The sequence below is a fragment of the Staphylococcus sp. NAM3COL9 genome (assembly GCF_001431205.1).
Lineage (GTDB): Bacteria > Bacillota > Bacilli > Staphylococcales > Staphylococcaceae > Staphylococcus.
Window position 1 is genome coordinate 585,759 of the sequence record NZ_LGPC01000011.1, and the last position, 13,159, is coordinate 598,917.

At 32.3% G+C, this 13,159-nt stretch carries 10 protein-coding genes; all 10 read right to left on the reverse strand.

Going from position 1 to position 13,159, the window contains the following annotated elements:
* Positions 1-65: 65 nt before the first annotated feature.
* Positions 66-989, reverse strand: coding sequence for a primosomal protein DnaI (gene dnaI / locus ACA31_RS05770; RefSeq protein ID WP_057512402.1), 924 nt, complete (start codon positions 987-989; stop codon positions 66-68).
* Positions 990-2,396 carry a replication initiation and membrane attachment family protein gene (locus ACA31_RS05775; RefSeq protein WP_057512403.1) on the reverse strand — a complete coding sequence of 469 codons (1,407 nt, stop codon included), beginning with the start codon at positions 2,394-2,396 and terminating at the stop codon, positions 990-992.
* Entirely contained in the window at positions 2,397-2,867 is a 471-nt protein-coding gene (gene nrdR / locus ACA31_RS05780) for a transcriptional regulator NrdR (RefSeq protein ID WP_002507372.1), read from the reverse strand.
* 393 nt (positions 2,868-3,260) lie between these two features.
* On the reverse strand, positions 3,261-4,286 hold the full coding sequence (gene gap, locus ACA31_RS05785) for a type I glyceraldehyde-3-phosphate dehydrogenase (RefSeq protein ID WP_057512404.1): 1,026 nt from the start codon (positions 4,284-4,286) through the stop codon (positions 3,261-3,263).
* 298 nt (positions 4,287-4,584) lie between these two features.
* Positions 4,585-5,208 carry a dephospho-CoA kinase gene (gene coaE / locus ACA31_RS05790; RefSeq protein ID WP_057512405.1) on the reverse strand — a complete coding sequence of 208 codons (624 nt, stop codon included), beginning with the start codon at positions 5,206-5,208 and terminating at the stop codon, positions 4,585-4,587.
* A gap of 15 nt (positions 5,209-5,223) precedes the next feature.
* Positions 5,224-6,096 carry a bifunctional DNA-formamidopyrimidine glycosylase/DNA-(apurinic or apyrimidinic site) lyase gene (gene mutM, locus ACA31_RS05795; protein ID WP_057512406.1) on the reverse strand — a complete coding sequence of 291 codons (873 nt, stop codon included), beginning with the start codon at positions 6,094-6,096 and terminating at the stop codon, positions 5,224-5,226.
* Positions 6,097-6,111: 15 nt separating this feature from the next.
* Positions 6,112-8,742 (reverse strand): DNA polymerase I, encoded by a 2,631-nt coding sequence (polA, locus tag ACA31_RS05800; RefSeq protein WP_057512407.1) that lies wholly within the window; start codon positions 8,740-8,742, stop codon positions 6,112-6,114.
* Positions 8,743-8,930: 188 nt separating this feature from the next.
* On the reverse strand, positions 8,931-10,625 hold the full coding sequence (pnpS, locus tag ACA31_RS05805) for a two-component system histidine kinase PnpS (protein WP_057512408.1): 1,695 nt from the start codon (positions 10,623-10,625) through the stop codon (positions 8,931-8,933).
* On the reverse strand, positions 10,625-11,335 hold the full coding sequence (locus ACA31_RS05810; protein WP_057512409.1) for a response regulator transcription factor: 711 nt from the start codon (positions 11,333-11,335) through the stop codon (positions 10,625-10,627). The genes pnpS and ACA31_RS05810 overlap by 1 nt, the downstream gene beginning before the upstream one ends.
* 472 nt (positions 11,336-11,807) lie before the next feature.
* Positions 11,808-13,076 carry an NADP-dependent isocitrate dehydrogenase gene (gene icd, locus ACA31_RS05815; RefSeq protein WP_057512410.1) on the reverse strand — a complete coding sequence of 423 codons (1,269 nt, stop codon included), beginning with the start codon at positions 13,074-13,076 and terminating at the stop codon, positions 11,808-11,810.
* Positions 13,077-13,159 lie beyond the last annotated feature (83 nt).

Below are 13,159 nucleotides of genomic sequence, written 5' to 3' on the forward strand. Positions count from 1 at the left end.
TCTCGTCTTCATTTCATTTTTTATGATTTAGATTTAAGTTTATTATACAACATTTATTTTAGATTTCAATCGTTCCTGTAATTTTTTCCTTCTAAGAAATAAGGTGTTGATAATGTTTTGATTCTTTCCATTATTCTTGCAGACTTTGTTTTTTCAGTACCGTCTCGCGTGACAGAGAGATGATACTCTAATTCTTCAAAACTTAAATTAGAACTGAAAAATGTAGGTAACTCTTGAACCATACGATAATGTAACAATGGTCCAATTACTTCATCGCGTGCCCATGGTGTAATGTCTTCGGCGCCTATATCATCTAACATTAATATATTGGCTTCTCTCACTCTAGAGAGTTTCGTTTCAAAAGTACCATCTTTAAATCCACCTTTAAGCGAACGGATAAATTCTGGTAAATAGACAATTGTAGATGGTATTTTTTCAGTTTTTAATTGATTAGCAATTGCGCCGAGGATAAATGATTTACCAGTACCAAATGGACCATGTAAATATAAACCTTTAATTTGTGTCTCTTTATTCGTTATTTTTTCACAAATTTGGTTAGCGGCCATTGCGACATCTAATCTATCTCTTCTATCCATATATATATCTTCAAGTTTTGCATCTAATGTGTCACGTTGCATATGGTGCGATGTAATTAAATGTTTGTTAAACCGTTCTTCATCGTGTTTAATTTTACAAGGACAAGGTAAGTAGCGAATTTTTATATGATTATGTTCGACATATAATTCAGGAATATGACCTGTAACAAAATTGGGACAGTCTTTCAATTTATGACCATCATAACGCTTTTCTTGATCTTTATATTCTTGTAAAATATTTAAATCTTCATCTATCATCGCATTCGTCAGTTCAGCTTTATGCGACTGTAGAAATTGTTTAACGTCTGGATCATTGACGACATCTTTTTTTATCTTGGCAATTTTTTTTGATAAATCGTTTGAATCGCCCATGATTTGATTAAAAGGTTTCATTTATTTGTCCTCCTTCCATCTATCTTTAAGTTGATTTAAAAACTGTTCTCTATCATTCTTCAGTTTTTCATCATCTTCATTATTACTTGAAGTGTCAGTTTCTACTTTGTTATCTCGTTCTTCTAACCATTTAGGTGTCATCTCTCTCGATGCTAATTGTTTTTGTTTATAATACGGCTTAGATGACTTGTTTTCTGTCTTAGGTTGATTCACTTTTATCGCATAATTATATGCTTGTTCAGCTGTTTTGATACCTTTTTTCTTCCAATTTGATGCTATTTCAAAAATATAAGTTTTAGGTAGCTTCATATCTTCTTTCAACATCACAAATTGTAACAGTATATTAATGACACCGAATGACAATTGTTCACGTTCTACTAATTCTTCAATCATATATTTTTGTTGTGTTGTTGGTTCAGATTCTGACCAAGATGCTAACATATCTATTGGACTTGTTTCTTCTAACTGTTTTAGCCATGTAGCAGATTTATCTTCGTTTTGCGTTTGGTTTTGAGTTTGGTTATTATTCTGCGTTTGACCAACTTGGCCCGTGTTATCTACATAATTGTTAGTTTTACTATTTAAAGATGGCATTTGCTGTTCATGTTCCATCAAATAATAAGTTCTTGCATGTTTTCTTAATTCTTCAAACGAAAGTTCTTGTGCGCTTGTTATAGATTTTAAAATGATGCGTTTCATCGGCTCCGGCGTCAAACCATATAAAGTCGCAATTTGTGTAATTAAAGCTTTGGCTTCTTTATCTATAATTTTTGTACTGATAAAGTGACTTTGTAATAAATCATATAATGTTTCAAAATCAAAGTGCACTTGTGACAAGTTTAAACCTTGATATGCAGTTTCACTTAGTATTTCATTTGTATCGTTATCTAATGGCTTATTAGGTACTTTAAACACATCGGTGAAATTGCGTGTCACATCTTGATACTTACTAAAGTCAATTTGCTTTTTATGTTCAAAATGACGTTTCAATTGTTGATAACGTTGTTTGCTTACTTCACTAAACAAATACACTGATAACATTGGATCACTGAAAAACTGTTTTGCTGATGGCGGCTGGACAAGCTGATAAACAAAGGATGAATGCTGTGCATCATGATTCACTAATGTTTTAACTAATCCAATACCCTCTAATAAGTCCATATCTTTTCTGAATTCTAATAAATTAATCTTTAACTCACTCATAATTATATAGTGCGTCAATACAGAATCCGCTTCATATTCTACAAACTGATTCAAATAATGATATAAACCAATTGCATTTGCACCAATCATTGGTGTAAACAATCTATTTAAAATTTCTAGATGCTTGCTGTTCAAATAGAAATTTCGCACAACAGTAAAATTATCATGTGGTCTTAAACCATAATCATATGATTGTAACCCCATTTAAGAATCACTCCGTTTATTTCCAGCTAAAATACCTTGCATTGATTGTAATAGTTGATCAACATCCTTAAATTCTTTATATACAGATGCAAATCTTACATATGATACTTGGTCTACGTGCATAAGCAAATTCATCACATGTTCTCCAATTTCTCTTGAAGAAATTTCTGCATGTCCTTCATCACGTAACTTCCATTCAACATTATTCGTAATATCTTCTAATTGTTGATAACGTACTGGTCTTTTTTCACATGAACGTACCAATCCATTTAAAATCTTTTCACGTGAAAATTGTTCCCGTGTGCCATCTTTTTTTACCACAATGAGTGGTCTTTTTTCTATATGTTCAAAAGTTGTGAATCTCGTACTACACTTTTCACATTCTCTTCTACGTCGAATCGCATTAACTTCATCTGCATGTCTAGAGTCTACAACACGAGAATGAGTCGAATTACATTTCGGGCATTTCATCGAATTATCACCCTCTCGTTTTGATTACTTATCATTATACTATAAATATGTATGTCACAAAAGAATCACTGTAATACGTTTGAACAACTTAAAGCTTTATGTATTTTTTATCACTTACATCCCAAATATTGATAGAAATTAAAATACTTACTGTATCTCACTGTCAGTAAGTTTAACATGATAAGCGATTTAATCATTGTCTTTTTCTACAATCATCTAGTATATAGGTTTAAAAGACAAAATGAAAACTCCTTTCCAAGTAGCACTATCAATGTGCATCACTTCAAAAGGAGTATACATAATATTCTCTACCAAAATATCAAACGGACTATACTTTGTGAATTCTCAGAATTTAATCAAATAGATAATTATTAACTGTTATAAATGTGTACTTTAATTTGTGACAGCGCCAACATCATTTTTGAGTAATTGACCTATTTGTTCAGTCACATCTACAACTCTATTTGAATAACCCCATTCATTATCATACCAAGCGATTATTTTGACTTTATTGTCGCCCATAATCATTGTACTTTGTGTATCAATAATTGCTGAATGTGGATTTGTATTAAAGTCCATAGATACTAAAGGTGCATCTTCGGTTGCAATCACACCATCTAAGTCATTGTCTTTAAATGCTTGATTGACTTGTTGAACCGTTACATTCGTGTCTAAATCAACGACTAAATCGACTAATGAAACATTCTTCGTTGGCACTCTTAATGCCATACCATGTAATTTACCGTCTAATTCAGGTAGTACTTCTTTTAGTGCCTTTGCAGCACCTGTCGAAGTTGGAATAATACTTTCATTACAAGAACGCGCACGTCTCAAATCTTTATGCGGATTATCAATGTTATTTTGATCATTCGTAATGGCATGAATTGTTGTCATTAAACCATTTTGGATACCAAATTGGTCATTTAATACTTTAGCAACTGGACCAATACAATTAGTCGTACATGAAGCATTACTAAATATGTCATACTGTTCAATGTCTAATTGATTATTATTAACGCCTTTGACAATCATTTGGACTTCTCCACCTTTAGATGGACCAGTGAGCAATACTTTTTTAGCACCTGCGTCAATATGTGCAACGGCTTTATCTCCATGATTGAATTTTCCGGTAGCCTCAATAACAATATCGATGTTCAGCGCTTCCCAAGGTAAGTGCTCAGGATTTCTTTCTGCAACAAGCTTGATTTCATGGCCATCGACTTTAACCCCATTTTCTATAGGCTCTACTTTTAAATCATAAGCACCATGAGTTGTATCATAATTAATTAAGTGGGCAATCGTTTCAGGTGGGTAGCTCGCATTAATTGCTACTACATTTAATTCCTGATTTTTCAAAGCGATTCTTAATACCATTCTTCCAATTCTACCCATTCCATTAATTGCAATATTTGTCGTCATTCAAAGCACCCCTCGTTTTTGTGTTATACTTTATGGAAATAGTATAACATAAATAAAAGTACAAGAAAGCGTTTTCTAAAATAAATTTAAAAAAATTTAAAAATCGCTTACCTATGAGCTTAAAGAGCCCTTTTCGAGATAAGTTTACAACATAATTTAAGTTCATATTGAAAAAGTACTACTCAACATTAAATTATAAGTTGGGTAGTACTTCTGAATACACTTATTAAACCATACTAATGTATATTAAATCAAGCATACTATAATCATCATTCGAAGACTCACTTAAAAAGATAATTTATTGCGCTTCTTCTTCAGTATTGTTGTGAATATAACCTTCTTCTACAAGCAATTGTTCTAAGTTCTGTTTCAATTCTAATTTCGTATCACGGTTATCAATTTCACGATCCGCCATTCTACGTTTTTTATCAATTGAAATTTGACTATAGACTCGTGCTTTCGCATCTTCCATTGATAAATCATTACGTTCCATCAATCTATCAATTTGTATACTTTCAGAAGTGTATACTAACCAAACTTCATCCACAGTTTCTTGCAAGTCATTTTCAAATAATAATGGAATATCCATAATTACGTTATAGCCTTGCTCAAGATAAGTTTCTTTTTCTTGTTCCATGATGTCTCTAACAATAGGATGAATAATTTCATTTAATTCCAATCTTTTATCTGGATGATTAAATATGACATCTCCTACATATGATCTATTCATATTGCCATCTTCATCTATTGCTTCTTCTCCAAATGCTTCTTTAACTTGTTCTAGACCTTTGGTACCCTTCTCTACTGCTTGGCGTGATGCAATATCTGCATCTACGACTTTAAAACCATGTACGGTTAATAATTCCGAAACACTAGATTTGCCTGATGCGATACCACCTGTTAGTCCTATAACTTTTGGCATAATTTCACTCTTCCTTTATTTTTGACATGTAGCGCAAAAATGACTATTTCGCGTTGCAATAACTTGAGTTTCAATGTCACTTCCACACACCTTACATATCTTTTGTTTATAAACATTAAGATGCAATTGCATCGTTCCTGTACTACCGTCTGCATGACGATAATCAGATATGCTCGTTCCACCATATTTTATACCCGCTTCTAGCACATCACGAACATAATAAAATAATGTTTCGCGTTCTTGGTCATTTAACTCTTTTGATAGACGCGCTGGATGGATACCTGCTCTGAAAAGAGCTTCACACGCATAAATGTTACCACAACCCGAAATGACCCGATGATCTAAAATCATCTGTTTAATTGGCTTGTTTTGGTATGGTTTTTTATTAAACCATGATAAGTAATGTGGCATTGCTTCTTCATCAAATGGTTCTGGGGCAATTTCTAAAAATGATGGATACGCCTCAAACGATGGCACATTTCTAATTTCACCGAAACGACGAATATCAGAATAGACAAGCAATTTATCATTATTTAATTTAAATATAACATGCCAATGTTTACGATAATTCGGAACACTAATATCTTCTATTTTATCGACCACAAAGAAACCACCAGCCATACCCAGATGGCTAATGAGTATTCTTTTTTCACCGTTTTTCTCTAAGTAGAAAACGATATACTTACTTCGTCTATCTATATCAATAATTGTAAAATGCTCAGTAAAGTGTCTAAACGTATCTAATGCTAAACCTTTAATTATCGTTTCACGTTGGTTTGCTTTACCTTCATGCACTTTGTCAGAAAAAGTAACTGATTCAATTGTTTGTCCTTTAACAAAAGGTTTAATACCTCTTTTTACATGTTCTACTTCTGGTAACTCAGGCAATATAATACCCTCTTTCTATTTTGCATCGTACCATGTTTGACCATAGCTAGATTCAACTTTTAATGGTACGTCTAACTCTATCGCATTATCCATAATTCTTTCAATGAATTCTTCAAATGCTTCTATTTCTTCTTTAGGTACTTCGAAAATCAATTCATCATGCACTTGTAATAATAGTTGTGCATGGAAGTCCGTATCTTTAACTTCATTTGCGAAATTTACCATAGCCAATTTAATTATATCTGCAGCTGTCCCTTGGATTGGTGTATTCATTGCGGTTCTTTCTGCAAAACCTCTTAAATTAAAATTTCTACTTGTGATATCTGGTATATATCTACGACGATGTAATAACGTTTCAACATAGCCCTGAGCTTTGCAGTCTTTAACAATATCTTCCATATATTGCTTAACGCCAGGGAAACTATCTAAATAATCATCAATAAATTGTTTGGCTTGTTTTCTTGTTATGCCTAAACTTTGGCTTAGACCATAATCACTTATACCATAAACAATTCCGAAATTCACTGCCTTCGCTTGCCTACGCATCGTGCTATCAACTTCATCCGGTTGCACATTGAATACTTTCATAGCTGTAGCTGTATGAATGTCTTCATCATTAATAAATGCTTGTTTCATACTTTCATCTTGTGTGATGTGTGCCAATACTCTTAATTCAATTTGCGAGTAATCGGCTGCAAATATGACATTGTTTTTATCTGTAGACTTAAAAGCTTTTCTAATTTTCCTACCCTCTTCTAAACGAACAGGTATATTTTGTAGGTTAGGATCAATAGATGACAACCTACCAGTTTGTGCTAGTGTTTGATTAAAACGTGTATGGATACGATTATCCTCGGCAATCACTTTTTGCAATCCCTCTACATAAGTAGACTGTAATTTAGCAAGCTGTCTATATTCAAGGATATACTCAATAATAGGATGTTTACCTTGTAATTGTTCTAACACATCTACTGCTGTGGAATAACCTGTCTTAGTTTTTTTAATTACAGGTAACTCTAATGTTTCAAATAATACAACACCTAGCTGTTTTGGTGAATTGATATTAAATGGCTCTCCTGCAGCTTCATGTATATTTTTTATTAACACATCCAGTTTACTTTGAATCTCTTTTTCCATTTCTTTTAAATCATTAGCAACTGTATAAATACCTGTTTCTTCCATTTCACTTAAAATGCGTGCCAATGGTAATTCTAAATCATATAGTAAATCTGTTTGGTTATATTCATTTAATTGTTCTGTCATTCTAGGTTTAGTCGCACTAATTGCTTCTATAATTGTTGCTACATGATGATTCAGAACTTCATCTTCAGGTAATTGTCTTTTTTTGCCTTTACCATAAATTGCAATGGTTTGTTGTACGTAATATTGACCATAATTCGTAACAACTGAATTGAAGTCATCTATTGTACGTGATGGGTCAATAATATAACTTGCTAACATCACATCAAACACAATGTGTTTGAGTGCAATGTCTAATCTATGCGCAACGACATATGATTTTTTGGCATCATATACATTCTTTTTTGTTGTACTATCTTCTAACCATGCAATAAGTGCTGGATAATCATGCATCTTATGCGCATCAATAACAACATGGTGTGTGCCATCATATAAAGCAAATTTTAATATGTCATCTTTTAAATAATTAGAACCATCTAATTCAAAATGTATAGATGCAGCAGCTAAGTTTTTAAAATCAACCTGTGCAAAATCACTTGCTATATTGATTTCCATTTCTTCAACACTCGAGCTACTACCATCAACATCTATTTGGTCTAACATTTGTTTGAACTCTAATTTTTTAAATAATTCAATTTTATCACTTGTATCTGAGTTTTCTTGCAACATAGTCTCGTTTAAAGATACTTCAATTGGACTTTCACAATTAATTGTTGCAAGTTCCTTGCTCATTAAAGCATCATCTTTACTATTTTCAAGTTTCTCTTTTAATTTCTTACCTGAGACTTCATCTAGATGTTCATAGACATTTTCTACATTTGAAAATTGTTTCAATAATTTAATTGCTGTTTTCTCACCAACACCTGCAACACCTGGAATGTTGTCTGAAGCATCCCCCATTAAGCCTTTCATATCAATAATTTGTTCTGGAACCAAACCATCATATTTTTCGGCAATAAATTCCGGTGTGTAATGATCAACGTCTGTTACACCTTTTTTAGTATAATAGATTGTCACGTCATCTGTAGCAAGTTGTGTTAAATCTCGGTCACCAGTTACGATAATCGTTTGGAATTTTTCTTCATTTGCTTGTTTACTCAGCGTACCGATAATATCATCCGCTTCATAATTTTCTAACTCATAGCGCTTAATTTGATAAGCATCTAATAATTGTCTGATATAAGGAAATTGTTCACTTAATTCAGGTGGCGTTTTTTGACGTCCGCCTTTATATTCACTATATTGTGAGTGTCTGAACGTTGTTTTTCCAGCATCGAAGGCTACTAAGAAGTGTGTAGGCTGTTCTTCTTTTATAATTTTTTCAAGCAACATCGCAAAACCATACACGGCATTAGTATGAATACCCGCCTTATTTTGTAATAATGGCAAAGCGTAAAAAGCTCTAAAGCTAAGACTGTTACCATCAACTAAAATTAATTTATTCAATGTTTTAACCTCCAACACATATTTACTTTCCATTTTATCATAAATTATGACACTATCCGTATTGATACGACATATCTTCTGATTTTTATAGCAATATAAAAAGTCGACCTAATAACATAAGTTAATTAGTTCGACTATCAATTTAATATTATATGAAGTCATACAACAATTGTTCTTTTAAAGTATACTTACTCGGTTTCAAAAAATGTAATTCTAAATGTTGAGCCTTCGTTTGGACTACTAATTACGTTGATTCTACCACTATGGGCTTCCATAATATGTTTTGTAATCGACAAGCCTAAGCCTGTGCCACCTGAATCTCTACTGCGCGCTTTATCTACTCTATAAAAGCGTTCGAAAATATGTTTTTGATCTTCTTCACTTATACCCATACCGAAATCTTCTACTTCTAGTATACGTTTATTCCCTTCTTTATATACACGAACAATTACTTCATCCGATTGCTTAGAGTAACTAATTGCATTTGATAATAAATTGATAACAACTTGTGAAACTTTATCATTATTTGCATCAATGACAATATCAGGCGCCACTTCATTTATAATTGTTATATTTTTACTTTCAGCAATCGTCTGCATGTTTTTAATCGTTATCTCAGCAATGTCAGACAAACTGATATATTCAGTTTCTATTTCAGATTGTTGTTCAACATGAGATAAATCTAGTAAATCAAAAACTAAGGTTTCAATGCGATCAGATTCTTTAGAAATGATTTTTAAGAAATCATCTAATGCCTGTTCATCATTTTTCGCCCCATCTAGTAATGTCTCAGCAAATCCTTTTATTGAAGTAATAGGTGTTTTTAACTCATGTGACACATTCGCTACAAATTCACGACGTAAATTTTCAAGCTTTTTAAGGTTTGTGATATCATGCATAACTATAACCATGCCGTATAAATTTTTCTTTGTTTTTGACAAGATTGGAACACAAGCAGTATCAAAATATTTTTGATGCACTTGATCTATAGTTAATTCCACTTGCTCATAAATAGGTTTTTCTACTTTAAAAGCATCAGCGATAAGTTTTTGAATTTTAACATCGATAAACTCAACATAGCTTTTATGTTCTACCGCTTCTTCAGGCGTAAACAGCTCATAATATGCTTTATTTGCTACAACAATTTCACCATATTTATCAATCATTAATATGGAACTCGGAATACTTTCAACAGTTGTTTTCAGCCTATTGGATTGTAGTTTTTGCTTATGGTTTAAACGTTGTAAACGTCTAGCTAATTCATTTGTAGTAACGAACAACTCTCTCGTCTCTTTTACGTTACTCTCAGGTACCCTCACGTGATAATAACCTTCGGCCAAAAGGTTCGTGGCATAAGTTACTTCATTAATAGGTCTAATATATGTTCTATTAATGCTTCGAACTACAAAGAAAATAATCACTAAAACAATTAAACCAATTAAAGCAGTGTATTTCCAAATTTCAATTTGCAATTCTAAGATTTCATTATTTACACCACTAATCAAAATGTCTTTATCTTTGATTGAAGTTTTGAAGGTATATCTTCGATCATCGGCTACCTTATCATAAATTAGTTTCGAAGGAATAGCTTCATTTCTTATATTTTCATTTATCTCAGTTCCTTTTTTTGTGGACAACAAGACATCGTTACCTTTTTCAATGACTACAGTAAGTTTCTCACTTTCAGCAATATCTTTGATTTCAGCTATTTTATCATGGCTGTACAAACTAACGATATGCTCTGAACGATGCTCTAGGTCACCTTCTTGACCCGTAGCAACCGTGTTATAAATAACATGTGTTATGATTGCGCCTAGCATAATAAAACTAATAATAACGATGGTACATAATAAAAATAAGAGTCGGTGATGAAACTTCAGCATTAAACCTTAGGTCTCTCCAACTTATATCCTAAACCTCGTACTGTTTTGATAAGTTTAGGCTGTTTTGGGTTTTCTTCTAATTTATCTCTTAAATGACTAATATGTACATCCACAATTCTAGAGTCACCCGCAAATTCATAATTCCATACTGAATTTAACATATGTTCACGCGTGATTACTCTACCCTGTCTTTCGATAAGATATAATAACAGCTCAAATTCTTTTGGTGTTAATTCTAATAATTCATCTTCTCTATACACTTCGAAATATTCCGGTCTAATTTTGATTGAACCAATAAGTATGTCATCTTCATCATTTTCAATTTGAGCTGCTTCTGTAACCATCGCAGATCTTCTTAAAATAGCTTTTACTCTTGCTACTACTTCTCTTGGTGAAAATGGTTTAGTCATATAATCATCTGCACCAAGTTCTAGTCCTAGTACACGATCAAATTCATCATCTTTAGCTGTCAACATTAAGATAGGCACACGGTTTTTATCAGAACGGATTGTTTTACAAACTTCTATTCCATCTTTTTTAGGAAGCATGACATCTAACACAACTAATTCGGGGTTTGTAGCATTAACCTTCTCAAGTGCTTCTTCGCCATCATAAGCTACATCCACTATATATCCAGCTTGCTCTAAATTATATTTTAATAAGGTTACGATTGATTGCTCATCATCTACTACAAGTACTTTTTGTGACATAGTATACCTCCATATTTGTGTTTACAAATTAATTATAACTTATATTTAAATAAAAATAACATACTTTAAATTCTTTTCACATAAACTTTACAATAGCTAAAATACAGGATCAAATTAAGCATTCCTGAATTTAATGTAATTGTGCTGTTAACAATCTGTTACGCTGCTGATTTCATTTCACTGAATTTTTTTAAAATTATACGTTAACGAAATCTTAACATTTAATTAACAACATGAACACTTATATCATTGAAAATATGCAGTTCACAGAAATAGTTCGTGTTAATTTACATCAAATAGTGTTTTAAAATTTACAATTTACATTAAAAAGTAAATGTAGATTAAAAACGATTTTTAGTGCACTTTTTACTAACTCATAAAAAACAAAAACACCAACAGAATCCTCAGATAATGTTGGTGACTTTAAAAATCAATTAGTATTGTAGCATTAATGATCCAATACTAATTTATATTATTTGATGTTTTTAATAAGTTCATCTGCAAAGTCAGAAGTAGAAACTTCTTTAGCACCATCCATTAAACGTGCAAAGTCGTAAGTTACCACTTTAGAAGCAATTGTTTTTTCAATTGATTCAGTAATCTTGTCTGCAGCTTCTTGCCATCCTAAGTGTTCTAACATTAGTGTTGCACTTAAAATTTCAGATGATGGGTTAACTTTGTTTAATCCAGCATATTTGGGAGCTGTACCATGTGTAGCTTCAAAAATAGCATGACCAGTTTCATAGTTTATGTTTGCACCAGGTGCAATACCAATGCCACCAACTTGTGCTGCTAATGCATCAGATACATAGTCACCATTTAAGTTCATTGTAGCTACTACATCATGATCTGATGGACGTGTTAAGATTTGTTGCAAGAAAATGTCAGCAATTGAATCTTTAACGATAATTTTGCCTTCTTTTTCTGCTTTTTCTTGTGCTTCGTTTGCTTTGTCTTTACCTTCTTTTTCAACAATTTCATCATATTGTTGCCAAGTAAATACTTTATCACCAAATTCGTTATGTGCTAAATCATAACCCCATTGTTTAAATGCGCCTTCAGTAAATTTCATGATATTGCCTTTATGCACTAATGTTAATGATTTACGATTATTTTCTAAAGCGTATTGTATAGAAGCACGTACTAAACGCTCCGTACCTTCTTTAGAAACTGGTTTCACACCAATACCTGATGTTTCTGGGAATCTAATATTTTTAGCACCCATTTCATTTTGTAAGAAATCAATTAATTTCTTAACTTCAGGTGTACCTTCTTGGAATTCAATACCAGCATAAATGTCTTCAGTATTTTCACGGAAAATAACCATATCAGTGTCTTCAGGACGTTTAACTGGTGAAGGAACGCCTTGGAACCAACGTACTGGACGTAGACATGTAAATAAATCTAATTCTTGACGTAACGCAACGTTAAGTGAACGTATGCCGCCACCAATCGGTGTTGTTAAAGGACCTTTAATAGCAATTAAATATTCATTAATCGTATCAAGCGTTTCTTTAGGTAACCACTCGCCAGTTTCATCGTAAGCTTTTTGTCCAGCTAATACTTCTTTCCATTCGATTTTCTTTTCACCATTATAAGCATCTTCAACAGCTGCATCAATTACTCTACTAGCCGCATTCCAGATATCTGGTCCAATACCATCACCTATAATAAATGGGATGACTGGATTATTTGGAACTGTTAAACCTTCTTGTGATTTTACTATTTTTTCTCCTGACATGTAAAAAAACCTCCGTGTTTTGTTTTGTTTATTAAATAATTTCCAAAATTATTGTTTGTACATTCATTATTACGATAAACATT

Bases quoted from the DNA above. Each gene is read 5' to 3' on its own strand.
- dnaI (WP_057512402.1), bottom strand. From the start codon at position 989: ATGAAACCTTTTAATCAAATCATGGGCGATTCAAACGATTTATCAAAA.
- ACA31_RS05810 (WP_057512409.1), bottom strand. From the start codon at position 11,335: ATGTCACAAAAAGTACTTGTAGTAGATGATGAGCAATCAATCGTAACC.
- icd (WP_057512410.1), bottom strand. From the start codon at position 13,076: ATGTCAGGAGAAAAAATAGTAAAATCACAAGAAGGTTTAACAGTTCCA.
- nrdR (WP_002507372.1), bottom strand. From the start codon at position 2,867: ATGAAATGCCCGAAATGTAATTCGACTCATTCTCGTGTTGTAGACTCT.
- ACA31_RS05775 (WP_057512403.1), bottom strand. From the start codon at position 2,396: ATGGGGTTACAATCATATGATTATGGTTTAAGACCACATGATAATTTT.
- pnpS (WP_057512408.1), bottom strand. From the start codon at position 10,625: ATGCTGAAGTTTCATCACCGACTCTTATTTTTATTATGTACCATCGTT.
- coaE (WP_057512405.1), bottom strand. From the start codon at position 5,208: ATGCCAAAAGTTATAGGACTAACAGGTGGTATCGCATCAGGCAAATCT.
- gap (WP_057512404.1), bottom strand. From the start codon at position 4,286: ATGACGACAAATATTGCAATTAATGGAATGGGTAGAATTGGAAGAATG.